General features: G+C 70.7%; 24 protein-coding genes and 1 pseudogene. 11 read left to right on the top strand and 14 right to left on the bottom strand.

Translation table 11 applies throughout. The features are described from left to right. Positions 1–105 precede the first annotated feature (105 nt). Positions 106–1,197, top strand: a complete 1,092-nt coding sequence (locus tag ABD292_RS12535; RefSeq protein ID WP_344207305.1) for a Gfo/Idh/MocA family protein — start codon at positions 106–108, stop codon at positions 1,195–1,197. A 258-nt stretch (positions 1,198–1,455) separates the two neighbouring features. Here ABD292_RS12535 and ABD292_RS12530 read toward each other — a convergent pair whose 3' ends face one another. Further along, the gene (locus tag ABD292_RS12530) at positions 1,456–1,761 is read right to left on the bottom strand and encodes a DUF1330 domain-containing protein (protein ID WP_344207304.1); all 306 of its coding nucleotides are present in this window, start codon (positions 1,759–1,761) and stop codon (positions 1,456–1,458) included. 140 nt (positions 1,762–1,901) lie between these two features. Between ABD292_RS12530 and ABD292_RS12525 the strand changes: the two genes are divergently transcribed. Next, complete coding sequence (locus ABD292_RS12525; protein WP_344207303.1) at positions 1,902–2,804, top strand: LysR family transcriptional regulator; 903 nt, start codon at positions 1,902–1,904, stop codon at positions 2,802–2,804. A 33-nt stretch (positions 2,805–2,837) separates the two neighbouring features. Further along, positions 2,838–3,038: pseudogene (locus ABD292_RS48945) on the top strand (LuxR C-terminal-related transcriptional regulator); the annotation flags it as partial. 73 nt (positions 3,039–3,111) lie between these two features. Here the strand turns inward: ABD292_RS48945 and ABD292_RS12515 are convergent. From ABD292_RS12515 to ABD292_RS12495, 5 genes are all read right to left on the bottom strand, one after another. Next, the gene (locus ABD292_RS12515) at positions 3,112–5,196 is read right to left on the bottom strand and encodes a prolyl oligopeptidase family serine peptidase (RefSeq protein ID WP_344207302.1); all 2,085 of its coding nucleotides are present in this window, start codon (positions 5,194–5,196) and stop codon (positions 3,112–3,114) included. Positions 5,197–5,294: 98 nt separating this feature from the next. Further along, positions 5,295–5,657: a hypothetical protein gene (locus ABD292_RS12510; RefSeq protein ID WP_344207301.1), complete on the bottom strand. Its 363-nt coding sequence runs from the start codon at positions 5,655–5,657 to the stop codon at positions 5,295–5,297. 91 nt (positions 5,658–5,748) lie between these two features. Beyond that, positions 5,749–6,585 (bottom strand): hypothetical protein, encoded by an 837-nt coding sequence (locus tag ABD292_RS12505; RefSeq protein ID WP_344207300.1) that lies wholly within the window; start codon positions 6,583–6,585, stop codon positions 5,749–5,751. Then, complete coding sequence (locus ABD292_RS12500) at positions 6,585–7,337, bottom strand: MerR family transcriptional regulator (protein WP_344207299.1); 753 nt, start codon at positions 7,335–7,337, stop codon at positions 6,585–6,587. Before ABD292_RS12500 ends, ABD292_RS12505 begins: the two co-directional genes overlap by 1 nt. A 33-nt stretch (positions 7,338–7,370) precedes the next feature. Further along, positions 7,371–8,147 carry a TetR/AcrR family transcriptional regulator gene (locus ABD292_RS12495; protein ID WP_344207298.1) on the bottom strand — a complete coding sequence of 259 codons (777 nt, stop codon included), beginning with the start codon at positions 8,145–8,147 and terminating at the stop codon, positions 7,371–7,373. Between the two features lie 88 nt (positions 8,148–8,235). Between ABD292_RS12495 and ABD292_RS12490 the strand changes: the two genes are divergently transcribed. Then, on the top strand, positions 8,236–9,096 hold the full coding sequence (locus tag ABD292_RS12490; RefSeq protein ID WP_344207297.1) for an SDR family oxidoreductase: 861 nt from the start codon (positions 8,236–8,238) through the stop codon (positions 9,094–9,096). Between the two features lie 37 nt (positions 9,097–9,133). On the opposite strand, the gene ABD292_RS12485 is transcribed toward ABD292_RS12490, so the two are convergent. The 4 genes from ABD292_RS12485 to ABD292_RS12470 form a co-directional block, all read right to left on the bottom strand. After that, a complete protein-coding gene (locus ABD292_RS12485; RefSeq protein WP_344207296.1) occupies positions 9,134–9,973 on the bottom strand; it encodes an alpha/beta fold hydrolase in 840 nt (279 codons plus the stop codon). Next, a complete protein-coding gene (locus tag ABD292_RS12480) occupies positions 9,970–10,977 on the bottom strand; it encodes a HEAT repeat domain-containing protein (RefSeq protein ID WP_344207295.1) in 1,008 nt (335 codons plus the stop codon). The genes ABD292_RS12485 and ABD292_RS12480 overlap by 4 nt, the downstream gene beginning before the upstream one ends. A 6-nt stretch (positions 10,978–10,983) precedes the next feature. Further along, positions 10,984–11,442, bottom strand: coding sequence for a HEAT repeat domain-containing protein (locus ABD292_RS12475; RefSeq protein ID WP_425565080.1), 459 nt, complete (start codon positions 11,440–11,442; stop codon positions 10,984–10,986). Positions 11,443–12,399: 957 nt separating this feature from the next. Continuing rightward, on the bottom strand, positions 12,400–13,254 hold the full coding sequence (locus ABD292_RS12470) for a LysR family transcriptional regulator (protein ID WP_344207293.1): 855 nt from the start codon (positions 13,252–13,254) through the stop codon (positions 12,400–12,402). 72 nt (positions 13,255–13,326) lie between these two features. Here ABD292_RS12470 and ABD292_RS12465 point away from each other — a divergent pair, with 72 nt between their 5' ends. After that, complete coding sequence (locus tag ABD292_RS12465) at positions 13,327–13,995, top strand: type 1 glutamine amidotransferase domain-containing protein (protein ID WP_344207292.1); 669 nt, start codon at positions 13,327–13,329, stop codon at positions 13,993–13,995. A 44-nt stretch (positions 13,996–14,039) separates the two neighbouring features. Here the strand turns inward: ABD292_RS12465 and ABD292_RS12460 are convergent, their stop codons facing one another. Then, positions 14,040–14,450, bottom strand: a complete 411-nt coding sequence (locus ABD292_RS12460; protein WP_344207291.1) for a hypothetical protein — start codon at positions 14,448–14,450, stop codon at positions 14,040–14,042. 400 nt (positions 14,451–14,850) lie between these two features. Between ABD292_RS12460 and ABD292_RS12455 the strand changes: the two genes are divergently transcribed. Beyond that, a complete protein-coding gene (locus tag ABD292_RS12455) occupies positions 14,851–16,530 on the top strand; it encodes a YncE family protein (protein WP_344207290.1) in 1,680 nt (559 codons plus the stop codon). A gap of 83 nt (positions 16,531–16,613) precedes the next feature. Here the strand turns inward: ABD292_RS12455 and ABD292_RS12450 are convergent, their stop codons facing one another. Together ABD292_RS12450 and ABD292_RS12445 are read right to left on the bottom strand one after the other, a co-directional pair. Beyond that, on the bottom strand, positions 16,614–17,414 hold the full coding sequence (locus tag ABD292_RS12450; RefSeq protein ID WP_344207289.1) for a hypothetical protein: 801 nt from the start codon (positions 17,412–17,414) through the stop codon (positions 16,614–16,616). A gap of 269 nt (positions 17,415–17,683) precedes the next feature. Further along, positions 17,684–18,001 carry a hypothetical protein gene (locus ABD292_RS12445; RefSeq protein WP_344207288.1) on the bottom strand — a complete coding sequence of 106 codons (318 nt, stop codon included), beginning with the start codon at positions 17,999–18,001 and terminating at the stop codon, positions 17,684–17,686. A 585-nt stretch (positions 18,002–18,586) separates the two neighbouring features. On the opposite strand from ABD292_RS12445, the gene ABD292_RS12440 reads away from it, so the two are divergent. Together ABD292_RS12440 and ABD292_RS12435 are read left to right on the top strand one after the other, a co-directional pair. Next, the gene (locus ABD292_RS12440; RefSeq protein ID WP_344207287.1) at positions 18,587–19,372 is read left to right on the top strand and encodes a phytanoyl-CoA dioxygenase family protein; all 786 of its coding nucleotides are present in this window, start codon (positions 18,587–18,589) and stop codon (positions 19,370–19,372) included. Between the two features lie 61 nt (positions 19,373–19,433). Continuing rightward, positions 19,434–20,300 carry a GyrI-like domain-containing protein gene (locus tag ABD292_RS12435; protein WP_344207286.1) on the top strand — a complete coding sequence of 289 codons (867 nt, stop codon included), beginning with the start codon at positions 19,434–19,436 and terminating at the stop codon, positions 20,298–20,300. A gap of 1,004 nt (positions 20,301–21,304) precedes the next feature. On the opposite strand, the gene ABD292_RS12430 is transcribed toward ABD292_RS12435, so the two are convergent. Beyond that, on the bottom strand, positions 21,305–22,504 hold the full coding sequence (locus ABD292_RS12430; RefSeq protein ID WP_344207285.1) for an alpha/beta hydrolase family protein: 1,200 nt from the start codon (positions 22,502–22,504) through the stop codon (positions 21,305–21,307). A 159-nt stretch (positions 22,505–22,663) separates the two neighbouring features. Here ABD292_RS12430 and ABD292_RS12425 point away from each other — a divergent pair, with 159 nt between their 5' ends. From ABD292_RS12425 to ABD292_RS12415, 3 genes are all read left to right on the top strand, one after another. Beyond that, positions 22,664–23,164 carry a SigE family RNA polymerase sigma factor gene (locus ABD292_RS12425; protein ID WP_344207284.1) on the top strand — a complete coding sequence of 167 codons (501 nt, stop codon included), beginning with the start codon at positions 22,664–22,666 and terminating at the stop codon, positions 23,162–23,164. Then, entirely contained in the window at positions 23,161–24,471 is a 1,311-nt protein-coding gene (locus tag ABD292_RS12420) for a TolB family protein (protein ID WP_344207283.1), read from the top strand. Before ABD292_RS12425 ends, ABD292_RS12420 begins: the two co-directional genes overlap by 4 nt. Positions 24,472–24,701: 230 nt before the next feature. Then, on the top strand, positions 24,702–25,919 hold the full coding sequence (locus ABD292_RS12415) for an MFS transporter (RefSeq protein ID WP_344207282.1): 1,218 nt from the start codon (positions 24,702–24,704) through the stop codon (positions 25,917–25,919). Positions 25,920–26,294 lie beyond the last annotated feature (375 nt).

Genomic DNA, 26,294 nt, shown 5'->3' with positions numbered 1-26,294 from the left:
GTGCTCCTCTCACGTTTTATACCTCTCGGTACGTTACCTCTTGCGGGAGAGCATCGCACTGCCCTAGTTTCATACCGCAAGGTACATAACTAAGGGGTGACGCACATGATCCGAGTCGGAGTCGTCGGGGCAAGCGGCTGGGCGGGCGGCTCCCACCTGCCCGCGCTCGCCGCGCTCGAGGAGTTCGACGTCACCGCGGTCGCGACCACCAACCAGGCCAGCGCGGACCGGGCCGCCGCCGCCCACGGCGTACGGCACGCCTTCGCCGACGCGGGCGAGCTCGCCGCACACCCCGAGGTCGACCTGGTCGTCGTCTCGGTGAAGGCCTCCGGGCACGCCGCCGTGACCAGGGCCGCGCTCGACGCCGGCAAGCACGTCGTGTCCGAGTGGCCGCTGGGCGTGGACGCCGACGAGGCGAGCGAGCTGACCGAGGCGGCGAGCGCCGCGGGCGTCGTCCACGCGGTCGTCCTCCAGGGGCACCACTCGCCGAGCGCCCGCTTCGCCGCCGACCTCCTGGCCGAAGGCCGGATCGGCACGCTCGAATCGGTCACGCTGGTGGCGGAGGGCGCGCCCCTGGGCGGCAGCCGGATACCGCCGGACCTGGTGTTCGGCCTCGACCCCGCGGAGGCGACCAACATCCTGACCATCATGGCCGGCCATTTCCTGGCCGCACTCGAACGGGTCACGGGCCCGCTGACCGAGGTCTCCGCACGACTCCCCCGCACGCACGACCGCGTGCTGGTCGCCGGGACGGAGCGGACCGTGCCCAACGCCACCCCCAGCCACGTGCTGCTGCACGGGCTGCTCGCGAGCGGCGCCACCGCCTCCGTCGCCGTGCACGGCGGCAACGGACCCGCCCGCGACGGGTTCCTGCTCAAGCTCGTCGGCAGCGGCGGAACCCTGACCGCCGTCCCGGCCCAGCGCGGGACGTTCATCCACTGGGGCGACTGGGACATCAGGATCGGAGACGACATCCTGGCCGTGCCCGACGCCTACCGCACCGTCCCCGCCGGCGTTCGGTCCGGCCCGCCGGCCAACATCGCGGCCCTCTACCAGGAGGTCGCCCGGGCCATCACCGAAGGCCGGCAGCCACACCCCAGCTTCGAGACCGGCCTGCGCCACCACCGGCTCCTCGCCGCCATCGAACGGTCCGCGGCGATGGAAGCCCCCGCGGAACTGGCCACCCGCCCGGCGTGACGCAGGGCTCGCATCAGCGCCGCAGACAGGTGAGGACGGCTTGGACGCGTTCGCGAACGGAGTCGTCGGCACCCGGGGCGAGCTTGGCGAAGATGCGGTTGATGTGTTCGGCGAAGGCGGCGGCGCCTCGGCTGTGAGTCCGGTTCCGTTTCCCGGTGAGGCTCCGCCATGTCCGTCGTCCTCGACAGTGACGAGCAGGGTCTCCTGGCGCGTCAGGGCCGCGTGGAGCGTCAACGTGGTGGCTCCACCGCCCGCCGGTCAGTCGATGCCTTCGACGATGCGGAAGTCGCGCTCGAAGCCGTCGGGGAGGGCCACCAGCGCCTTCTGGTATGCCTCGCTCTCGTACGCCGCGACGGCCTGTTCAAAGCTGTCGAACTCGATCAGAACGACGCGTTGCGTGATTCCGGCTTCGCGGGCGACGACTCGACCGCCACGGGACGGGATCCGGGACAGGACGCGCCCGCCCCCAGCCTGGACAGCCTGACCGGCCAGCTTGTCGTAGGCAGTCAGCCTCTCAGGGTCGGAAATGGCGGGGTAGACACTGACCCAGTAGCCCTTAGCCATGGAAATTCCTGTGTTCGGCCGGACACGTCCGACTCAGTTGAATCGTCATATGCGCAGGTTAGGGCTTGCTGTGCGGCCGAGGGAAAGACCGGTACGGGATAGACTCAGAACGGATCGTTATCAATCGGCAGGGAGAGCACGTGGCGCCGGACACGGTGAGCCTGCGGTACTTCCTGGTGCTGGCGCAGGAGTTGAACTTCACCCGCGCGGCCGCACGGATCGGTATCGCACAGCCCGCACTCAGCGCCAGGATGCGCCGATTGGAGGCGGAACTCGGTACGGCCCTGCTGGTCCGCAACACGCGTAGCGTCGTCTTGACCACGGCCGGTGCGGCTTTGGCGGAGTCCGCGCCGCCCGCGCTGGCGGCGCTGGACCGGGCATGGGACACCGCCCGGAGCGCGGCGGCCGGTGAACTGGGCACGCTGCGCATCGGATACAGCCTCAGCGCCGGGGCCGAGACGGCACCGGCCCTGGTGGACAGGCTGATTCGCGACAACAGCGGACTCGAGGTCGGCGCGGTCCCGATGGCGACACCGGAGATCTCCCCCGCGGTCGCCGACGGCCGCATCGATGCCGGGATCACCCGCGGCGAACAGCCGGGCCGTGGCGTGCGCCGGCACCTGCTGCGGCGTCAGCGCATCGGGGTCCAGCTGGCGCAGCACCATCCACTGGCCGAACACCCGGAGATCGAGATCGCCGACGCGGCCGCGTATCCGCTGCGACTCCCGGACCGCGCGGCCAACCCCGTGATCCACGATGAGCTGTCCGCACTGTTCCGGGACATCCGACCACACCCCCGATTCCACACGCCCGCAGCCTCTTTCGACATGTCTCAGCGCGACCTGCGCGACGGGGTCACCCTCGCCCCGGCCGGAGAAGCCGCGGTCACGGCATCACCGGCCGGTCTCACCTGGCGACCGCTGCGGGGCGCGCCCAGCCTGACGATTCACCTGGTCCTCCCACGCGAGCAGTCGCCGCTTCACCGCCGCATCCGCGCCGTCGCCAAAACCCTGGCGCACGAGCTGCACTGGCTGCCGGACTGACGCGCAAGAGGTCAAGCGAGACGGACGCCCGCGATGGCGAGGCCGAAGACCTTGCGCCCGGACGCCGAAATCTCGGGCTGGGCGAGGACGTCGGCGCGGTGTACGACTCGGACTGCACCCCGCGTCGTCACCCAGACCATGGGCGCCGGCCGCCGCACGGAAACCCTGGGCACGCTCACCCCGAGGGAACGCGAGGTGCTGGCCATGATGGCGGAGGGCCGCTCCAACAACGCCATCGCGCTGTTGCTGTCGTACGGCTCGGTGTACCGACACCCCGTCTCCGCCGGGATCGACATGTCTGTCGTCATCATGACCCGTCGGAGGCGTGCAGGACGAAGGCCAGCACGTCGGCGAGCAGTGCCTGCTCCTGGTCTCTGGTCGAGCCGGCGCCGTGGCCGCCGTGCTCCTCGACGCGCAGCAGCACCGGCCTGCCGGAGGCCGTGCTCGCCTGCAGGCGGGCGGCCAGCTTCGCCGGCTGCCACGGCGGCACCCGCGAGTCGCGCAGGCCGGCGGTCAGCAGCACCGCCGGGTACGGCACGCCGTCCCGGACCCGCAGGTAGGCGTCGATGATCAGCAGGGCGCGCAGGCCCTCCTCGGTGCTGACGCTGCCGAACTCCGGCACGTTGACCGGCCCGCTCTCGCCGAACTCGTTGCGCGTGGCGTTCACCGTCGGCGCCTGGAGTGCCATGGCCGCCCACAGATCGGGGCGGCGCACCAGCGCGCCGCCGGTGGGGATGCCGCCGGCGCTGACGCCCTTGGCGGCCAGCCGCGCCGGGCGGGTGTAGCCGAGGGCGATGAGGTGTTCGGCGCAGTCGATGAAGTCCGTGATGGTGGCCTCCTTGCGCTCGCCGCGCCCGGCCTCGTGCCATTCGCGGCCGTAGGCGCCGCCGCCGCGCAGGTGTGCGACCGCGTAGACGCCGCCGAGCTCGTACCAGGCGAGCATCTCGGGATGGAACTCCGGCAGGTCGATCATCCCGTCGGAGCCGTAGCCGGTGAGCACGGTGGGGTTGTCGCCGTCCAGCTCCAGGTCCTTGTGGTGGATGACCGTGAGCGGGATCGGCGTCCCGTCCCTCGCGGGCACGTGCAGGGTGCGGGCGTGCACGTCGCCGAAGTCCACCGGTGAGCGGGGCGCCAGCCCGGCGGGCTGGAGGGACTGGCCGTCGTAGCGGTAGAGCCGTGGCGCGTCGGTCCAGCCGGCCATCAGCAGCAGGGCTTCGGGCCGCTCGGGGTGGGTGGTCCACTCCAGGATGGCGCCGTCCATCGGCATCGGGAGGTCCGTGAGTTCGCCACCGGACAGGGGCGCGTGCCGTACCCGGCTGACGCCACCGTCGAGATCGCGCACCAGCAGCCGGTCGCCCACCACCCGCACCGTCTCCACCACCCGCTCACTGGCGGGCACGACCACTCGGGCTCGGGACAGGTCTGGTGCGGCAAGCGGAACGGCCAGCACGCGGGAGCGCGGCGCGTCCCGGTGGGAGACCAGGTAGAGGGTGTCGTGGCTGGTGGCGAAGGCGGTCACGCCGTCCGCTGCGCCCGCCACCAGCCGCCACGGGCAGGTGGCAGGGTCGGCCAGTCCGGTGCGCGGCGCCACGTATATCGTGCAGTCGCTCAGCTGCTCGCGGGTCCAGGGCCAGGGACTGAGCGCGCCGTGGGAGACGATCGCCAGCATCCACTCGCCGTGCGGCGGCACCACCAGGAAAGGCCGGTCCCGCGGGGTCAGCCCGACGTGGGGGTTGAGGCCGCGGGCCAGCACCACCGTGTCCTGCGCCGGGTCGGCGCCCAGGTGATGCAGGAAGGAGCGGCTGTCCAGGCGGTGCTGCTCGGCGTAGCGGTGATAGACGAACGACCGGCTGTCCTCCAGCCAGCTCAGGAAGGCGAAACGCGTCGTGGGCGGGATCGTCTCCCGCAGGGCTCCGGAGTCGGCGTCGATCACGTGGATGGCGCTGTCCTCGGACCCGGAGGCGGAGACGGCGCAGGCGACGTGACGGCCGTCGGGGGAAGGCACGTACCAGTCGATGGCGTGGTGCCCGTCGCCGGGCACCGTGCCGGGGTCGAACAGGAGTCTGCTCGCTCCGCCGGCCTCGGTGACCGTCAGCACCGGCACGGGGGCGTCCGGCTCGCGTACGAGGGCGAAGACCTTGTCGGCTGTCAACGCGAGGCCGAAGTACCGCGTGAGCGCGCTGCCCAGCTCGCGGATCCGGGTCAGCAGGGCGGCGCGGTGCGGCAGGGCGTCCAGGTGCTCGCGGGCGTGCCTGGCCTGGCCGTCCAGCCAGTGGTGGAACTCCTCGCCTTCGGTTTCCATCCACCGGTAGGGGTCCTCGAGCGTGATGCCGTGGAGGGCCTCGCGGGCGACGTCCACCCGGGCGATCGGGGGTTCGGTGATGCCGCTCATATGCGCATGATCATATGCTGATGATCCAGTGGCTCATCGGACATGGGATCACCCGTCCCTCCGCCGGCCGGATCGTCTCTCCCCTGCCGACGCCGTGATCAGTACAACCAGATGGCGTTGCGGCGGTGCCGCGCGGGGTGGACTTCGAGGTCGTCGATCGCCTCGACGGCGAGAGGACCGCCGGTTGTGGCGTTGATCCTCCGGCGGATGGCCTCGAGCCTGAGACGCAGGCGTTGGCGTGCCCGGCGCTCCTCGATGTGGGCCCATTCGGACACCGAACGGTCTCGGGGGTCCGACCTGGCCCAGGAGTAGACGACGACCTGGCGGCGCAGGGGGATCGGGCGTGGCCGGTGGCCGGTCCGCTGGGCCTGGCGCAGGCATGCGTCACTGTAACGGAGATCAACTATCGTCACCGATCGCCTGAGAGTCGGACGACCGATGTGATGGGCGGTGCGGGACATGAGGCTCCCTCGATAGCACCGCCAGGTATCTCCTGGCGCGCTACTGGAAGCCGCTCGGTCCCGTTGATCGCTGGTGCGTCATGGCCGGACCCTAGCATCGCAGGCGGCGGGACCGCAGGACGGCGAGGGCGGCTGCGGGGTCGTCGGCGAACAGGCGGATCGTACGGACCTCCGCGCGCCTGCCGAGTGGCCGGACGGCCGTGACCGGTTCGGTCAGCTCCAGCACCAGGTTGGTCTGGGACGCCACCGCCACGGCCAGCCGATCACCGTCCACCTTGACCGTGCCGCTCTCGTTGAGGTTGCGGACCTGCCGCACTTGCGCGATCCGCTCCCGCGGGACCCGCAGGTCGAAGAACGCCCCGTAACGGATGCGCACCTCGTCCTCCGAGACGACGTGCGGACGGGTGACGCACGCCGCGATGACCGCGAGCACGATCAGGACCGCGTACGCGTCGGCGACCAGGACCACGGCGCGCAGGCCGGCGGGCGCGCCGAACGCCCGCAGCAGGACTTCCGCGACGACCAGCTCCACGACCATCGCGCCCAGGAAGATCATCATCGTGAGGGTCTGTGCGCGGGAGTAGGAAACAGCGGTGGCGCCGTCGGGCACGCCGTGGCGGCGGCGGGCCACCCACAGGGCGAGGCTGATCATGCCCTTCAGGTCGAACCCCATGATCCGCCGCACCTGCTCGGGAACCAGCTGCTCGTAGGCGGCACGGCATGCCCTCCAGCGGTCCGCGCCGCCCCGGCGCGCCGCGGCGTACAGCCGGTACGCGGTCACCGCCTCCAGCACGAGCACCGCGACGACGACCACCTCGGCCACCGCGACCACGGGCAGCGGCAGCGACACGCCGGACACGAGCAGAACCGCGAACACCAGCTCCACGGGGACCACGGCGAACAACGCGGCACGCGCGACCTTCACCATCACCCGCGCTCCTTCAGCTGTGTCACGAGCAGCCGGAAGACCTCGCCCTGGGCGGCGGGCACTTCCCGCAGCAGCTCCTCCAGCCACTGGCCGTTGCCGGCGTCGTCGAGGCTCGCGAGCATCACCGAGACCATCTCGTCGGGAAGGTGGTCCGCGAGGTCACGCGCGACCACGGCGACGCGCGGATCACCGGGGTCGGCGTCGGCGAGCTCGTCCAACCGGGCGATGAGGGCATTTCCCCGCGCGTACGCCTCGGGCTCGGTGAGGGGACGCAACAGATCGGCGAACTCGGCCCGGTCCGCCGGATCGCCCACGGTGGCGACCAGGGTCAGCAGCTCGCGGTCGAACTCGGCGAACGCCGAACCTCCCGTGGGAAGGCCGCGCAGCACCTCGGCCATGTCGGGCGACACCGTCGAGTCGGGGTGCAGGTCCGCCTCCGCCAGCAGCGCCGCCAGCCGGGCCCTTCTGGCGGTGATCGCCGCCTGCTGCCCGGCCAGGTCGGCGTCCAGCTCCAGAAGCAGCTCCCGCAGCTCCCGGCCCTGGTCGTCGGCCAGGACGTCGCGGACCTCGTCGAGAGACAGGCCGAGTTCGGCCAGCCGCCGTACGCGGGCGAGCGCCACCGCGTCGCGCAGCCGGTACTCGCGGTAGCCGTTGGCCAGCCGTTCGGGCTCGGGGAGGAGCCCCAGGTGGTGGTAGTGGCGTACGGTCCGGGTGGACACCCCGACCATCGCCGCGAGCTCGCTGATCCTCATGCGGTCATTAGAAACGTTGACGCTACGTCATGGTCAAGCGCCGTGATCTTCTCGGCGGTACGCCTGATCACGCGGCGCGCCACCGTCCGCCGCCAGGCGGGTGAGCCACTCGCGCAGCAGGTGCTGCTCGGCCTCGCTCAGGACGCCGGCCTCGTCGGCCTCGTCGGGCAGAGCGGCGCGCAGCGCGCGGGCCGCCGCGGCGGGGCCCGTCTCCTCGGCGGGGACCATCGGTTCGGCGCGGGTGATGGCGGCGACCATGGCCTCGCGCAGAACGGTCAGCAGCGCCGGATCGCGGCGTTCCGGCGGGGTGGAGTGCCAGGCGATGACCGCGCCCCGGCCGGTGGCCTGGATGATCTGGGCGGCCAGCTCCTCGCCGACCCGCAGCCATCCCCCGGCCGCCAGCCGGCGCACCCGGCCGTGGAGGATCTCCAGGCCCGCGCGGTGTGCCATGTCCGCTCCCCGGCCGGTGGCCCTGTTCATCACCGCGAACAGTTCGGGGCGGGAGATCCCGAACTCCACCACCGTGTCCCAGCCGCGGCGCAGGTCCTCCACCGCGTCCTGCGGTTCGGGGTCGAGCAGCGCGCGCTTGCTCTCCAGGAACTGGGCGTAGCCGTGCTCGGCGACGGCCTCCAGGAGCCCTTCCTTGTCGCCGAAGAGCCGGTAGATCGCCGGGGGCTGCATGCCGGCCGCGGCGGCGACCGCGCGGGTGCTCACCGCGTCGGGGCCGCCGCTCTCCAGCAGCGCGACGGCCGCCTCGACGATGCGGCGGCGGGGGCTGTCGGTGGTGTCGGTGGTGTCGCGGGTAGCCATGAACCAACGATACCGGGGATTTGGTTCCACTGATATTTCAGTGTTAACGTGAAATTGATTCCACTGGAAACAGCGTGGGGAGAACCCTGTGATCATCGTGACCGGAGCCACCGGAAAGCTCGGCCGCCGCACTGTCGAACGCCTCCTGGAGCGCGTGCCCGCCGACCGCGTCGGCGTCAGCGTCCGCGATCCCCGCAAGGCCCAGGACCTCGCCGACCGCGGCGTCCGGGTCCGGCAGGGCAGCTTCGACGACCCCGCCTCGCTCGTGCGCGCCTTCGAAGGCGCCGAGCAGGTGCTCCTCGTCTCCCTCGACCGCGTCGGCGAGGAGTGCGTCACCGGCCACCGCAACGCCATCGACGCCGCCGTCAAGGCCGGTGTCGGCCGCATCCTCTACACCAGCCAGATGGGCGCCGCCCACGACTCCCGCTTCCAGGCATGCCGCGACCACGCCCTGACCGAGGACCTGCTGCACGCCACCGGCCTGCCCTGGACCGCGCTGCGCAACGGCTTCTACGCGGCCAGCGCCCTGCACTTCCTGGAGCCCGCCCGCCACACCGGCGACATCGCCCTGCCCGCCGACGGCCCCGTCGCCTGGACCGGCCACGACGACCTCGCCGAAGCCACCGCCGCGATCCTCGCCGAGGAGGGCCGCTTCGAGGGGCCCACCCCGCCGCTCACCGGCCCGGCGGCGCTCGACTTCGACGCCGTCGCCGAGCTCGCCTCCCAGGCCACCGGACGGCCCTTCACCCGTACCGTCGTCTCCGACGACGCCTTCCACGAGCAGTTCCTGGCGCACGGCGCCCCGGCCCCGATCGCCGACCTGATGCTGAGCATCTTCGCGGCGGCACGGAACGGCGAGTTCACCGCCGTCGACCCGACACTCGCCGGGCTGATCGGACGGGAGCCCGCCACGTTCGGCGCCCTGCTGGAGCGTGCCTGGGCCGAATGACACCTGGCGGCGACCGGCGCCCGGAGGTGAGAGCCCCTCAGGCCCGCAGGAACGTGGCGATCGGCTCAGCCTGGCCGAAGACAGCGTGCCCCACCTCGGGCAGCAAACGTACGGTCGCGTGCGGGACGCACTCATGTACCCGCCGCGCCGTTTGTTGGGAGTCGAACATCGCGTCACGGCCGCCGACGATGACGAGGACGTCCATGGTGAGAGCGCGCAACGCCTCGTCGGAGAACACCGGAAGCCTCTCCCTGCGCGGGTTGAAGTGCGTGAACGTCAGGACGACGGCGTCGAGCGCCTGCCGGTCCCTGTCCCCGTCCAGTCCGGCGACCGCCATCGCCGACTCGCGCAGTCCGCCACGCCGGAACAGGCGGGTCAGCAGGGCCTTGAACATCCAGCCGACCTTCTGCCGTCCCACGCCCCCTGGGCACATCAACGCCAGCCGGGCCACCCGTTCTGGACGGCGGATGGCGTAGTCCAGGGCCGTCCAGCCGCCGAGAGAAATGCCGACGAACGCCGCGTCGGTGATCCCGAGCCCTTCCAGCACGTCGTCCAGCCAGAGCGCCACGGCGTCGGAGTCCAGGGCGGGGCGCGAGGGCGCACTCAGCCCCGGCTCGCCGACGAGGTCGACGGCGTAGGTGCGAAAGCCCTGCGACCAGGTGGGGACATCTCCTCGCCACATCGACGCGTTCGCCCCCGAACCGTGCAGCAGCACCAGGGGCGGCGCGTCGGGCGGGCCGCAGACGAGGACGAAGGTCTCGCCCTGACGGGTGGGCACCCGTAGCCGCTCGGCAGGAACCGGCCACGCCTCCAGCGCCTGCCGGTAGTGCTCGAGGAGTTCACGTTCCCCGGCTTCGGACTTGTAGATGCCGGTCATGACACCTGCTCGCGGATCCCGAGGATGTACGCCGCGGTGAGCGCGACGGCACGGTCTTCGTCATGCGACAGGTCCGCGAGGGCTCGCGACGCCGTGGTGCCAGGGATGTCGGCGAACGCCTGGGTCAGCCTCCGGCGTGCCGGCGGTTCTACGGTGTCATGGGCGAGGCGATCGACGAGCATGGCGGCGATCCGATCCGCCGACGCGGGACCAGTCGCCAGCGCGCTCAGGGCATCGGCCGCATCGACGTCGTTCGTCCCCTCGACGATCATGTCGACGAGCGTCGGTACGGCTTCGGCCACGCCACGGGCACCCAGTGCCAGAGCCGCGTACCTGCGGACCACGACGTCGGGGCTCGTGAGGGCTTCGCGCAGCAGCGCCGTCGCCGTACCGTCCGGGATCTCGGCGATGGACTGGACGGCCCGCTTGCGCACCTCGGCCACCGGCGAGCCGAGACCCTCCGCGAGCAGCGCCAACCCGTCGTCGCCCGCTTGCGCCAGCGCCCATCGGAGGGCGCCGGCGACGTTCGGGTCCGTCTCGTTCAGCACCGCCTCGACCAGCGCTTCCACCGGCGCCGGACCCTCCTCGACGGAGGACAGGGCCGCGCGCTGGCGCCTGCCGGCGCTCTTCGAGCCCAGCGCTTGCAGGAGCGCGACGGTCTGGAGCACGTCCTGCCAGTCCGTAGGTTCGGCAGCGCCGATCCGGCGCAGTCGCGTGAGCAGCTGCGTCTCGGCGGCGATGCGTTCTCGCGTCTGGCGGATGAGGTCGCCGACGAGTTCCGCGGGCCTGAAGTCAGGATCATCGAGCGCGCGCCCGACTTCGCGCAGCGACAGCCCCAGCGAGCGCAGGCTCTCGATGTGGAAGATCCGCTCGATGTCCTCGCTGGAGTACTCGCGATAGCCGCTGTCGCTGCGACCCGTCGGCCGTACCAGGCCGAGCGAGTCGTAGTGCCGGAGCATGCGGGCGCTGACCCCCGACCGGCGCGCCACCTCACCGATCAACACGGCCTGTCATTCCCCCTCGCCGGTGCCTCCGAGTGCCACCACACGCTTGGCCTCCTCGATCGCGTACGCCATCCCGGCATCCGGGTCGCGCAACAGCTTCTCCGTGGCGATCGCGTGCGCGCGTACCCGTGGGTCGGGGTCCGTCATGGCGGCGCGCAGCGTCGGCTCGATCACCTCACCGAGCGCGACCAGCGCCCTGCTGAGGCTCAGCCACATCTCACGCCCGCCCCGCCCGAGCTGCGTCGACAGCACCGCGACCAGCTCGGGCACGTCATCGTCGGGCACGAGCAAGACCGCCGCCCGCCAAGCGCTCCGCGCCACCTCGTCGTCGCTGTCGCACAGCAGCGCCCGCGTGATCACCGGCCACGCGCGCCGGTCCCCGATCTTGGACAGCGTGTGCAACGCCTGGCTTCGTGCCTGCGCGTGCTCCGAGCGGACTTCCTCGACCAGCGCCGGGACCGTCATCGACGCCGGGTGGCGTGTGAGCGCCCACGTCAGCATGTCACGCACCGGGAACGCGGGCTCGACCGCGCAGCGTTCGATGAGCTTGTCGATGAAACGCGGGTCAGGGCTCGTGCCGAGCGCCAGCGCCGCCCGCAGCCGTACTGACGAGTCGCCGGCCTCCAGCCCCTGCAAAGCCGGGAACGCATCCGTGTCCTGTTTCGCCATGGCCATCGGGACCACCTCCTTGACGCCAGTGAAGACCTTGTCACAGTGTCAAGGTCAAGCGAGACACCGCTGAGCGGCTGCGGCGGAAAGCGGACCAGACCTGGCGCCTACGAATCGGCGGGGGATCTGGGCCGGGCCATTCCCCTGTACGAGGCGACGCCGGCCGACTGCGAGCGGGTGCTGGGCACCGACCACCCTACGACTCGCACTAGCAAGGCGTGCTCTTCAGATAACGATCGTTGAATGAAGCCAACCTCCGCTTTCACTTCACGATGAGGGGTACTTCCCCGTCTCGGGAATACCCGCCTTCGCCCTCCAACGCCACCGTGAGTGGCCGCAGTAGCCGCCTATGGTGTCGTTGTCAGCATGGGGATACTGGGCGGTCAGCGGGTCCCCCGCGTAGGCGAAGGCCAGCGGCCGCTCCTGCCACACGTCTCGCAGGGGATCCCACGTTCACACTCCTCCATACCTCGAGTCGGCGCAGACCACGAGCGGCCCAGCCGCGGTCTCGACCAACGTGAAGTCCATGATCCGGGACGAGGAGGGCACTTCACTGCTCAACATCGCTAACTGCGCACGCATCTCGCGAAGCTAGGCTCGGGTCGGTGCGGTGAGCCGCCCAGGTAGCGCGTGGCCCGACCGAGGTGCTGTGGCCGATTACGCTCGAACAGAGCGGAGTAAATCCAGCGCGATCACGCGATCGTGTGTGTTTCCGCCGGTCGGGCTTCCGGTGACCCGCTCATGTCAACCGCTTCAGAACGATCGCACGGCGCGCAGCTCCCGTACCAGGTGGTCGCGCACGCGGCCCACGGCCGGCCGGGTGCGCGCGCCGGAGCGGACCGCGAGGTAGCCGGTGTTGATCGGCGGCTCCTCCGGCTCAGCGAGCGTCACGAGCGTGCCCGCTTCCAGGTCCCGCCGGCACAGATACGCGGGCAGCACCGACACGCCCATCCCCGCCCGTACGGCGCTCAGCACGCCCCGCAGGTCGGGCATGACGACCTGCGCCGCCATCGACGGGCGGCGGCCGAAGACGCTGCGCCAGTAGCGGCGCACGATGGGCAGGTCCTCGGCGTAGGCGACCAGCGGCTCCGCCGGCCCGGCGCCGGGCGCGGCGACCAGCAGGAACTCCTCGTCGTACACCGGGTCGGCCTGCACGCCGCGCAGCCGGGGTCGGATCGTGGACAGCACGAGGTCCAGCCGCCCGGCCGCCAATCCGGCCAGCAGGTCGTCCGACAGGCCCAGGGTGACGCGCAGCCGCAGCCCGTCCCGGACGAGCGGGGCCAGCATCGGCATGACCACCTCGCTCAGGAATTCGGCGGGCCCGCCCAGGTGCACGGCCTCGTCCGAGGGCAGCTCCGAGGCCACCACCTCGTCCAGCGCGTCGAGGCCCGGCGCGACCCGGCGGGCCAGCTCGTCTGCGGCGGGCGTGGGTGCGACCCCGCGCGCCAGCCGGTCGAACAGCGGCCGATCCAGCGTCGCCTCCAGCGTCTTGACCTGCGCGGTCACCGCCGGCTGCGACAAGCCGAGCGTCTGGGCGGCGGCGGTTATGGAGCCGGTCCTGTAGACGGCGAGGAAGGTGCGCAGCAGGTCGAGCGATAGTGGCGACATATCACTATTCTGATGGCTTGGGGCCGCGTTCGTTATTTGTTGCTGATGGCTCGGCGGAGGCATCCTGAACGCATGACGAAGCGTGTACTCATCGCCCTGACCAGCAACGACGACCTCGGCGGCGTGGAGAAGACCGGTTACTACGTGCCCGAGGCCGCCCACCCGTGGGAGATCTTCCGCAAGGCCGGCTTCGACGTGGACGTGGCCAGCGTCAAGGGCGGCGAGCCGCCCCAGGACGGCTACGACCCCGGCGACCCCGCCCAGGCCGCGTTCGTCGCCTCGCCCGAGCAGCGCGACACTGCCCGCCTGGCCGACGTGGACGCCTCCCGCTACGACGCCGTCCTGTACGCCGGCGGCCACGGCACCATGTGGGACTTCCCTGATGACCCCGACGTGCGGCGGATCGGGCGCGAGGTGTACGAGCGGGGCGGCGTCGTTGCGGCCGTCTGCCACGGCCCCTCGGCGCTGGTGAACCTGACGCTGTCCGACGGGTCGTACCTGGTGGCGGGCAAGCGGGTGGCGGCCTTCACCAACGCCGAGGAGGAGCTGCGCGGCGTGGCGGGCGTCGTGCCGTTCCTGCTGGCCGACGCGCTGACTACGCGCGGTGCGCGGCACGAGCCCGGCGAGAACTGGCAGGCGCAGGTCGTGGTGGACGGCCGCCTCGCCACCGGCCAGAACCCGGCCAGCGCCGCCCCCCTGGCCGAGCGGGTGGTGGAGCTGCTCACCGAACAGCGAGCCTGAAGCGGGCAATCGCCTCCGGGATGGTGGGCGCTGGCCGAGCTCCTTCAGCTCGGCCAGCGCCGCCTCAGGATCCTGAACACACGAGCGCTTCCAGCGCCTTGGCATCCAGCCGGCAGCGCCGACCACCAGCCTTGGGACTGCATGATCTGGTGCAGTCCCGCGACCATGACGGGGATGAGCAGGCTCCAGGTGCGCGGTTCTGTGCTCAGAACCCAGCAGCCTGCGAGCCGCAACAGATGCAGCAGGTCCTCGAGACTGGTCCGGACGCTCGCTCTGACCAGGCCCAGGGCGTAGCGCGCGGGCTTGCGGCTCTCGCGGAGATCAGTTCGCCATTCCTGCTGGCGGAAGCGGCGGGCCGGCCCGGCGATCAGGACGGCGATCGTGCACAGGCCATGGATGAGCAGCTGCCGGGGCGAGAAGCGCTGCCAGGGCGCAGGCACGAGGGCCACGCCCATCGCGGCGGCCAGCTGGCCCAGGACGAGCCAGAGCTGGCGGAGGAGCTGAAGATCAGCACCACGGCGCCGGTGACCGACAAGGCGCCGCCGAAGTACAGAGCCGCGGCTGTACCGTGCGGGTGGGCGGGGTCACACCGGGTCGCATCCTTGTCGGACGGTCATCAGTCGCAACTCTCAGTGTCGTACACCGGTTCGGTATGCCGGTCCGGCAAAGAGGGCGAGGTCTGTTCGGCCGGGCTACATCGGATACTCCCGTCACCTTCAAGCGTCGCGGCCAGGCTCTGGACGGCAATTCCGCGGTATGTGAATATTCGTTCGGTTGACGAAGATCGTCAGTGGGAGCGGGCCTCGTAGTCATGCCGGGGTGTTCGACTCCCTTCATCTCCAGAATGGAGTGCTTGTGCACCCATCAACCTCTGCTCGTGCTCCTCTGTCCCGCCGATTAGTCGCCTGGGCCGGGACCCTGCTCCTGACGGCGGCCCTGCTCGTCATTCAGGCGCCCGCCGCCACGGCCGCCGACACGGCCGTCACCGACCTCGGCGTCTCCGGGAAGGGCGGAGACGTGGTGGCGCGCGACAGCAAGATCTTCGTCGCCGCCGGCGACCAGATCGTGGTCGTGTCCATCGTCGGCGTCATCGAGAGGATCACCGGCCTGTCCGGTGCCGTCGCCCTGGCCTCGCCGGAGATCGGCGGGAAGGTGTACGCGGCGCTGCGTGATTCGCACGAAGTGATCGAGATCGACACCGCCACACTCGCCATCACCAAACGCATCGACCTCAGCGCGTACCCGTGCCCGTCGAGCCTGGTGCAGTCGTACGACTACCGGTTGTGGATCGGCTTCGGCTGCGGCGAACCGGGAGAGGGAGGCGTTGTCAGCCTCGTTCCGACGGCGGCGACACCCACGCCCGTCCGGCTCGGGCCGGCCACGACCCGGGCTCCGATCATCGCCATCAGGGGGAACAGGCTGGCGACCGCGGAGCCGGGAGTCAGCCCCGCCACCATCAAGGTGTACGACATCAGCACCACGCCCGCCACCTCGCGCGGCGAGATCCGCGGAGAGAACGGGCTGCCGGACCTGCGGGATCTCGCACTCGCCGAGCGCGGGTCGACGGCGCTGTCGGCGTCGAACGACACCCACCAGATCACCGACTGGGACACGAAGACCCTGACCCAGCGCCGCGCCTTCGACAGCAGTGGATTCGGCGAGCACGGCCTCCCCACCGCTGTCGCGGCCAGCGCGGACGACGCCTACGTCGTGGGCGGCTGGAACTCCTCCGAGGGCGACGCGGCCGAACTCGTGGTGTACGACGCGACCACCGCGGAGGTCATCTCCACAGCCGCCCACCAGGGGAAGACCGTGGTGGAGGGCAGCATCGAGTTCTACGGGATACTCACCTTCGCGGTGCTGAGAGAGCCCGGCACCGGGCGGATGCACCTCTGGTGGTTGTCCTCGCCCTACCACACCTCCACGCTGACCTTGACGGCTCCCGCCAAGGCGACCGCGCTCAGGCAGTCGACCTTCAGCGGACGACTCACGCTGAGCAACGGGATGCCAGCCGGTGGAAAGACGATCGGACTGTACCGCTGGCTCCCCGACGGCACCTCCAGGCCGTACCAGGTGATCACCACGGCGGCGGACGGGACCTACGAGTTCACCGACACCCCGCCGTCGGCAGGAGCGTTCAAGTATCAGGCGTACTGGCCGGGCAACTCATGGTTCGGGCCCAGCCTCTCCTCGGTGACCGTCACGGTGGCCCGGTACGAACCCACGCTCACCGTGACCGGACCGGCGACGGGCGACGTCGGCGAACGGCTCGACTTCAGCGGCACCTTCGGCGCCTACGGCATCACCTTCCCGCCGACGCTCATCACCGTCACGCGCAGGGTCGTCAGCCCGGACGGCACCGTCACCATGAAGGGCCTGATGAAGTTGTCGCCCGCCGCCGACGGGTCGTTCAGCTTCTCCGACACGCCCACCACGGCCGGCGAACACACGTACAACGTCACGTTGGTCGGCGGCTCGGCCGTCGAGCCGACGAAGACCACCCACGTGGTCACCGTCCACCAGCCGCCCGCGTAACCTCCCGGCGCCCGGGTGACGGCGACCCGACCCGCCGTCACCCACTCGTTCCCGTTGCGACGGGGTCGAGGCGACGGTCGGTGTCAGCCCGGAAGGCGCCAATTGCAGAAACCTTCGATGCACAGCTCGGTGGTCGTCTTGCGAGGGTCTGGCGCCTTGATCGATACTTTGTCGCCCCACCGGCTGTAGCGGGTGTCGACGTGCACGGTCTTGCCCACCAGTTCGTCGAGGCCGTCGGAGAACGTGAACATGCTCTGCACCCTGCCGACCAGGCCCGAGGAGGTCAGCGTGATGGTGTAGGTGAGCCTCGTGTCCGGATCCCAGCCGGCATGGGTCGAGTGCTCCGCCCAGCGGGAGGCCCGCTCGAGCTCCCTGAAGGTGATCGCGCCGGTGACGGTGTCCCCGCTCCGCTGCCCGTTCCTCAACAGGGCGGCCAGGGTCGCGGGCTCTGCCGGATTGACGAGTTGCTCGTCGTAGTCGAGCAACTCGGTGTGCCGGAGGTACAACTGGTGGGAGTCCTTCCACCAGGTCTTGCCCTTCTTCAGCCACTTCCCTACAAGACCGCCGGACTGGTAGCCGGTGCCGCCGATGTCGTGGTTGAAACCGATGACACGTTCGCGACCGTACTCACCCCCCGTGGTGGTGACGTCCAAGGACTTGACGCCACCCTTGGCGTCGAACTCGAAGATTCCCTTGCGCCGGCGTTCTGACCGTTCGTCAGTGCCATCTAAGAGGGTGGTCGTCTCGGTGAAGTGCATACCGTGGCCGGGCACCAGAACGGCATTCAGCGCCTGGACGGGATCCTTGGTCACTACTGCTTGCGCGGGAGCGGCGCCGGTCAGCAGAGCAGCACAGGCCATCACAGTTGCGAGCATCTTTCTCATGGGCTTGATGCTGCCGCGATCGGATCACGCCCGAAACACGGGACAGATGCGACCATCGAAAGATTGGACAGGACCGTTCAGCGCGATGAACGGTCCTGCACAGCTGCCTCTATGCGCAAGCCCATGACGGCGACCAGAAAGACGGCAAGCCATGGAAGCGAAGGAGGGCGGCGGCGGCCGAGAAACGATCACAGCAAAGTCGGGACGCGATCTGCTCAACCCGTCTTGCGCCCAGGCCGAAACCATATTCGTAGGCCTCCGAAGAATGGTCAGCGTGGGCGGCTGAGTGCCACCTCGGCCAGGTCCGTCCATGCATCGGCCGAGGAGTGCGGCACGACCACCCAGTCCTTCACCTCCCGGCCCTTCCCCGTGGGGTCGAACAGGGACGCCCCGGGCAACTGGAGCGCGGCCACGTGTTCGGGCGTGTCCCTGACCAGCCTGAACACCATCGCGCCGTCGCGCTGCAAACTCGCGAACACCTTCCCCGCCTGGTCTTTGAGCGCGGGACGCCCCATCATTCTGGACAGCTGCACACCCAGGTCGGCCAGCTCAGCGCCGACCTGCTTGAAATTCTCTTCCGCGCTCAACTGCGATCGTCCTTTCGATGGTGTGCTTCGCGTCATGCAGTGCGATCAACGCCGCGTAGGCGCCGGTGACTCGGCCGAGCCGTCTTAAGTGAGTTCGATGGGAATCCGCCTGCGATCATCGGGATCGGCCGTCCACCGGACACGGCCCGCGGCGATGAACTGGTCGATCAGACGGCGACGCCGGCAACGCGGGGCCGTGCCGGCTGGGTACCCTCAGCGTTTCCCTGTCGGGGTTCGGCTTGGTCATCGTGCGCATCATCTTAGAAGGAGCCGCACCCGGCCGGAATCCGGCGTGGCTCCTCAGGATTGACGGCGGCTCGCTGCCGGCCTTCATGGTTGCCCGGCCGATCGGCGGCGCCCACGGGTGCCCGCTGGCGGACTGGGCGCGCGACCGCCTCGGCCTGACCCTCAAGATCGTGTCCCGCTTCCGACGGCAGCGTTTGGTCGGCCTTGTCGGGGATAGGGTTCGCCGGCCGCGATGGTGCGGGAGCGGCGGCCGGAGACCGTACGCCCATCCGCATACCCGACAAAAGCGGTAGCGAGGATGTCGGGCGATCCGGGCCGGTGTCGTCGCACGATGGGGGCATGGATGACACGACCTTGATCTCCCATTTCCTCCGCGACGGCTTCGTGAAATTGGAGGGTGCCGTCGCGCCGCGCGTGGCCGCCGACTGTGCGCGGCTGCTGTGGCGGGAGACGGGCTGCGACCCGGACGACCCATCGACGTGGACGCAGCCCGTGCACTGGGTGGCCGGTATGGCGCAGGGACCGTTCGCGGCCGCACCCAATTCCCCGGCTCTGCATCATGCGTACGACCTGCTCGTCGGCGCGGGACGCTGGGAGCCGCGCTACTCACTGGGCACGTTCCCACTGCGCTTCCCCCACGAGGAGGAGCCGAACGACGCGGGCTGGCACATCGAAGGGAGCTATCTGCCGGAGGGCGAGAGCTGGTACTTCACGAATTTGCGCTCCCGGGGGCGGGCGCTGTTGATGCTGTTCCTGTTCAGCGAAGTCGGTGAGGCGGACGCCCCGACCCGGATCCGGGTCGGCTCACACCTCGACGTGCCGAAGGTGCTGGAGAAGTACGGGGAGGACGGGGCGAGCGGGCTGACCCTCGCACCCGATCTGGTGGCGGCGTCCGACCACCGGCCGCTCGCCCTCGCCACCGGGTCCCCGGGCGACGTTTTCCTGTGCCATCCGTTCCTGGTGCACGCTGCGCAGTCGCACCATGGGGTACGGCCGCGCTTCATGGCCCAGCCGCCGCTCCTGCCGGCCGCGCCGTACGAACTGGATCGGGCCGACGGCGCGTACTCGCCGGTGGAGATTGCGATCCGCCAGGGGCTGGGACGGGACGGGGGCGGCGCTGGATAGAGGTGCTTGCCGACTATCGTCGGCAAGGCGGCCTTGAAGAGGCCGCGGACGGAGGGCACGCATGCTGGAGCGGCTGAACCAGGCCATGGAGCACATTGAGGGCCATCTCGACCAGGCCGTCGACGTGGCGGAGTTGGCACGCATCGCGGCCACCTCGGAGCAGCACCTGCGCCGGATGTTCTCCGCGCTGGCGGGCATGCCGCTCGCGGAGTACGTCCGGCGCCGCCGTCTCACCCTAGCGGGCGCCGAAGTACTCGCGGGGCGTGAAACGCTGCTGGAGATCGCGGTGCGCTACGGCTACGGCTCCGGTGAGGCTTTTGCGCGGGCGTTTCGTGCCATGCACGGCATCGGACCAGGCGAGGCCCGGCGTACCGGCGCCGCGCTCACCTCCCAGTCCCGAATGGCCTTCCGCCTCACCATCGAAGGGAGCAGCAGCATGCGGTACCGCGTCGTGGACAGGGCGGACTTCACCGTCGTCGGGTTCAAGGCCCGGGTACCGCTGGTGCACGCGGGCCCGAACCAGGCGATCATCGACTTTGTCCGTGGAATCGATCCACAGGCTCTGGAACGCCTGGAAAAGCTGTCGGATCAGGAACCGTACGGCATCGTCGCGGTATGCGACGACTTGGAACCCAGCCGCGCCGAGGGTAATGAGCTCGACTACCATCACGGCGTGATCACCTCCGCCGCCGCTCCGGAAGGCACGACCACGCTGGCCGTCCCGGCCGGCGCCTGGGCGGTCTTCACCACCTCCGGGCCCGCGCCACGGGCCATCCAGGAGCTGTGGCGGGACGTGTTCACCGAGTGGTTCCCGTCGAACCCGTACCGCACCCGCTCCGGCCCCGAGATCCTCCGTGTCCAGCTGTCGCCGGAGAAGACCGAGGCCGACGCCGAACTGTGGCTTCCGGTGGAGCCCGAGCACCGCTGAACACAGCGACCTACCCCCCGGGTAGACGTCGGGCTGACCTTTCACACCGACCGCAACGTTTTGTCACATCGAGGCTCGCCGCGTGGAGCCGGCAGGACGCGCGGCTCACGGCCTCGTACTCGATCGCCTTCCTGGCGGCCGTGGTGCTGGTCGCGACCTGGCTGTCCGGCATGAGCACGCTGCTGCTGCGCTGGTACGAGGGCGACTGGACCCGCCGCCCCTGGCGCCTCCTCGCCCGCGCGGGCCGCCACTGGCACACCCACGTCCATGCCGGGCTGCGGCCGGCGGAGCTGCCCGACTACCAGCGCCTCTACTCCGGCTACCCGTCCGACGTCGCGGAGATCATGCCGACCCGGCTCGGCAACATCCTCAAGAACGCCGTACTCCACCCCGAGGAGCGGTACGACATCGACGCCGCGCTCGTCTGGCCGCGCCTGTACCCTCTGCTGCCCGCCGACCACCGGGCCACGCTCGCCGCCGTACGCGCCGACCTGGAGTTCTTCCTCACGATCTCCTTCCTGGCCGGCTTCTTCTCCACGGCCTCCGGCCTGTTCCTGCTCGCCACCGGCGCGCCGGCCGGGCTGTTCCTGCTGTGCCACACCGGAGGCGCGGCCGTCGCGCTGCTCAGTTACGCGTGCGCGCTCGGCCCGGCCCGCCTGTACGGCGAGCAGGTCAAGGTCACCTTCGACGTCTACCGCGGCGACCTGCTCGCGCACCTGGGTCACGAGGCCGGATCGGAGGACGAGGAGTGGGTGCTGTGGGAGGCGCTCGCCCAGCAGTGGTACCGGGGCGCCTGTCGCCGCCACCGTCCGGGCGGCCGCCGCCGTACGAGCCGCGCCCACGCCCCGACAGCCCGCGACGGTGACGGGCGGGCGGCGGGCGTGGCATCGGGTGCGTCTGCCGCTGAGCGGCTGGTTCCTGATCCTCGCCGTCCTGACGGGCGCGGCGGGCGCGTCGCTGCTGGCCTGAGGGGCGGCGTCCGGCCTGCCGGACGCCCGGGGGCATCACGGGTTCTGGAAGGACACTTCCGGGTCGGCGGCGGACGGGCCGTCCAGGAGGGGCTGCTGCTCGCCGTTGAGGTGCTGGTCGAAGAAGGCGCCCACGTACGCCGTGGTGATCTCGCCCGACCGCTTGCCCGACAGCGGCGCGGCAGGGTCGGTGATCCCGGCCTGCCCGCCCAGGATGGGCAGGTCGATGAAGGTGAAGTGGCCGGAGCCGGCCACGGTCAGCCAGCGCTTCCAGCCGTCCAGGCGTGACCAGTCCCGCGACCAGGTGGCGTCGGCGGCGCCGGGCGCGTGCTGGGCCTCGGTGCCGAGCATGAGGAACGGCCTCCCGCCGAGGCCGGCGGCCGGGACCGGGGCGAAGAACGAGCCGTCCAGGTTCACCCCGGCGCGGACCCGCCGGTCGGTGGCCATGACGCTCGCCGCGGCGTTGCCGCCGAGCGAGTGGCCGGCGGCGCCGACGCGGCGCGGGTCGATCGTCTGCCAGTGCTTCCAGACGGGTACGGATCGCGCGGAGCGCGTCAGCCGGTCGATGACGAAGGACAGATCAGCGGCCCGGTTCAGCGCCGCCTTGGCCATCAGCTCCTTCTCCGCCTCGTCGGAGGGGGCGCTTTCCACCGTCTCGCAGGCGACGCACGTCAGGGTCCGGCCGCCGGGGAACGTGGTCGCGAACGACTCGTAGGCGTGGTCCACGAGGGCGACGACGTACCCCTTGGAGGCGAGTTCCTCGGCGAGCGTGGTCAGGGTGGCGCGGTTCAGGGTGAATCCCGGGGAGAGCACCACCAGGGGGTGCCTGCCGCCGGCCGGGCGGGCGCCGAGGCGGGCGTTCGTGACGGTGCCGGCGAGCTGTTCGGCCTTGAAGACGGTGTCGAGTCTCTGTCCTTGGAGGAGGGCGCTAGCTTCGTCGGCGGTCATGTACGGAGCGGCGCTCCCGCCGGCGCGAGCCGGATAGTACATCGACACCATCAGCTCGCGCGCGGCCGTGGGCACCCAGGGGTCGCGGCGGCCGGCGTCGACGAGGTGCAGGGTGTCGCGCCCGACCGCGTACCGGCCTGTGGGGTGCGGGATCGCGAAGCGCACGTCGGAGGGGGCCGTGGCGGAGGTCGTGGCGGAGGTCGCAGTGGAGGCGACGGCGGGCGACGCCGGCAGGGCCAGCGCCAGAGCGAGGAGGAGGGCTGCGGGGGTGCGTCGAGTTCTGATCATGCGCAGCACTGTAGGAATGACGGCACCCTGCCCGACATGCCCGAAAGACCGGCCCGCGCCCCTACTTTCGTCAGGTGCCGGAGAAGGCATGGACCGAGCGATGCAACATCTTCGTCCCTTCGGCCGTCTGGGACGTGACTGCCGAAGGGACTACGACAAGTGGATGACGAAGCCGGCTTCGACGACTTCGTGGCCGAGCAGACGGACGCGCTGCTCCGCTACGGATACGTCCTGACGGGAAACCCCCATGATGCCGCCGACCTGGTCCAGGAGGCTCTGGTACGGCTGTGCGGCGCCTGGTCGAGAGTGAGACGCAAGGACAGCCCGCACAGTTACGTCCGTACCACGATGGCGCGCTTGCACATCAGCGTCTGGCGGCGGCGCAGGCGTGAACACCTCGCCGGAGAGCCGCCGGACCGCATTCACCACGAGGTCTTCCCTCCCGACGAGGACCAGGGTCTCTGGGAAGAGCTCGCCGCGCTGCCCCGCAGGCAGCGTGCCGTGCTGGTGCTGCGCTACTACGAACAGCTCAGCGACGCCGAGATCGCCAAGGTGCTCGGCATCTCCTCAGGAACCGTGCGCAGCCAGGCCTTCCGGGGCCTGGACAAGCTGCGTTCCTCCCTCTCCTCCGCACCGGCGATCGACAGGAGCATGCGATGACCGAGCTGGAAGACAAGCTGAGCCACGCCTTCGCCGGTGCGGCGCAGCGGGCGCCGCAGGCGCCGGCCGGGCTGCTCGCAACGGTCAAGACACGCCATCGCCGGCGGCGGGCCCGGACCGCCGCCGTGTACGCGGCCACGGCCGTGGTCCTGGTGGCCGGCGGGGTGGGCACGGCGGTGAGCGGCTTGGGCGCGTCGGCCGAGCCGCAGCCGGCGGTCAGCGCGACCGGCGAGGCCGAGCCGCCGGCGGACAAGATTCCGCCACGCGTCGAGAAGGTGTGGCCGCAGGCCGTACACAAGATCCCTGCCAAGCTGCCCGACGGCCGCACGTACTACCCGCAGCTGCTCCTCGACGATCGCACGCTGCTGGTCATGACGGGCGTGAACGACGGAAAGCGTCAGTTCCTGTGGAGCTACGACCTGGGCACCGGCCGGCCCAGGAAGATCGCCGAGATTCCCCCGACGAAGGGATCGGCGATCTTCGCCGACGGCGTCGCCGCCGGTGGCGGCAACATCGTCTGGTGGGCGTCCTACAAGGAGGCGGGCAGCCCGCGCGTCGCCCGGATCTGGACGGTACCGGCCGCCGGCGGCCGGCCCCGGCCGGTGACCGACGTCCCCCTCGGGAACGTCATGAAGGAGGGGCACATCAACGGGCTGGCCGTGACGGGTTCGGACGTGGTCTTCGCCTACGAGAAGGGAGGGGTCTACCGGGTGCCGCTGAGCGGGGGCTCGCCGCAGCCGGTGAAGGGCGCCGAGCGGCACCACATCCTGCAGTGGCCGTGGGTGGGCGTTCACGACGGGAAGTCGACCTTCCGCGAGCTGCTCAACGTCGAGACCGGTGAGCGGCGCGACGCCGTGATCAAGGCCGATGAGGAGGTCAGGTGCGGCCTCGAACGGTGCGCGGGCGTGGCCGTGCGCTACAAGACCGTCAAGGTCGAGCGTCCCCGCGACCGCTCCGGCAAGGAGATCAAGTGCGGCACCCGCCGCTGCCCGGACACCGTACGGAACCGGACCACCCTGCGATGGTTCGTCCGCGACCGTGACGGCTCCCACGAGCGCGACCTGCCGATGACCTTCCAGGAAGGCGACGACGCCGGCCTGGAGCGCTTCTTCAAGGTCACGTTGAGGGGACCGGAAAACCACGGCATATTGACGCTCTACGACGCCGACACCGGTAGGTCCGCCGACCTCGGCGTACGGCCGGACGCGCAAGGACGGATGGCGATCCCCGACGGCGGCCTCGACCGGCTGATGGCCTACCCGATCAAGAACGAGATGTACGTCTTGGACCTGGCCGCGATCCAGTAGCCCTGCGTTGCCCGCGGCCGTGTCCGTACAGGACCGGCCGCGCCTGCGCCGGACAGTGGGCTCGAAGCTGTGCCCGGGTGCTAACGGCCTTCCAGCCCTGACGACCGCACGAGCGCTGACGGTGCGCGAGTCATGGCGACGGTTGCGTCCGAAACATGCCAGCACCTCCTGCTTCCCCCCTGCTTGGCTGTGGTCCCTGTACGCCACTTGCACCTGCCTGAACGGGAACCATGTCCACCATCACGCTCGTACGACCCCGCCCGCCCCTCATCAACTGGCTCGCCGTCACCGCGCTCATGCTGGGCATCTTCGCCATCGTCACCAGCGAGATCCTGCCCATCGGCCTGCTGACCGCCATCGGCGCCGACTTCGGCATCTCCGACGGCATCACAGGGCTGACCATGGCCCTGCCCGGCATCGTCGCCGCGGTCGCCGCGCCCACCGTCACACTGACCACCGCGCGTCTGGACCGCCGCGTGATGCTGTGCGCCCTCATGGTGGTGCTCGCCGTGGCCGACGTGCTGGCGGCGGTGGCGACCTCCTACGGGGTCATGCTGATCTCCAGGGTGCTCGTCGGCCTCACCATCGGCGGCTTCTGGTCGATCGGGGCCGGGCTGGCCGGCCGCCTGATGCCGCCGCACGCCGTCGGCACCGCCACCGCCGTGATCTTCTCCGCCGTGCCGCTGGGCTCCGTGCTCGGCGTACCGGCCGGCACCCTCATCGGCGACCTCGCCGGCTGGCGGACCGCCTTCCTGGTCCTGGCCGCGCTGGCTGTCCTCGTCCTGGCCGCCCTGCTGATGCTGCTGCCGCCGCTGCCCGCCCACCAGGTCACCACCCCTCGCGTCCTGCTCGACCTGCTACGCACCCGGGGCGCCGGCATCGCCCTGTCGGCCACCTTCCTCATCGTCCTGGCCCACTTCGGCACCTACACCTACGTCACGCCCTTCCTCCAGGACCTCACCGGCCTGCCTCCCGCGGCCGTCAGCGCCGTCCTGCTGGCGTACGGCATCGCCGGAATCGCCGGCAACTTCCTGGCGGGCAAGGCCACCGGCACCCGCCTGCGCGCCGCATTCGTGGCCTGCGGCTGCCTGATCGCGGCCACCACCCTGCTGCTGCCCTCGGCAGGCGGCACCGCCAACGGGGCCGTGGTGCTGCTCGTGATCTGGGGCCTGGCCTACGGAGGCGTGCCCGTCTGCTCGCAGGCCTCGTTCCTCACCGCCGCCCCTCACGCGCCCGAAGCCGCCACGGTCGTCTTCACCTCCTCCTTCCAGGCGACCTTCGCCCTCGGCGCTTTCCTCGGCGGGCGCGTCGTCGACGCCTTCTCGGTCTCCACCGTCATGATCTGCGGCGGGCTGACCGCCCTGCTCATGGCGGCATCCCTGTGGTCACTCACCAGATCCCGCCGAGCCGGCCTCCCGCAGCCGACAGGAGCGGCCCGGTTCGACTAACTTGGATCTTCGCACCTTTCGCTCTACGTCGCGGGGATCGCCCTCTTCCCCCTCGGGTTGATGATCTCCATCGCACTGCACGAGGTCGGCCACCTGGTCCCGGCGCAGAGGCGAGACCGAGTACGGCGTCAAGTGGATCCCGTTCGGCGGCTACATCCGCGTGATCGGCATGCTGCCGCCGCGTCGGCCTTCGAGGAGGCTGAGTGCAGAAATCAGCGGCAGGGAGTTGATCTTCGTACCGGTTCGGTGACGGCGCCCGTCCGGGCGGCGACCAAGCTCGGCTGGGCCGTGCAGTGGCGCGGCGGGCCAGGGCGAGCACGGTCTTCTTCAGCTTGGCGCAGGCGTCGATGACGCCTGCCGCGGCGCTGGCGGTCT

The sequence above is a fragment of the Nonomuraea bangladeshensis genome (assembly GCF_039529455.1).
In the GTDB taxonomy this organism is placed as follows: domain Bacteria; phylum Actinomycetota; class Actinomycetes; order Streptosporangiales; family Streptosporangiaceae; genus Nonomuraea; species Nonomuraea bangladeshensis.
Note: the sequence above shows the minus strand (reverse complement) of the source record. Positions and strands in the feature narration are given on the sequence as shown.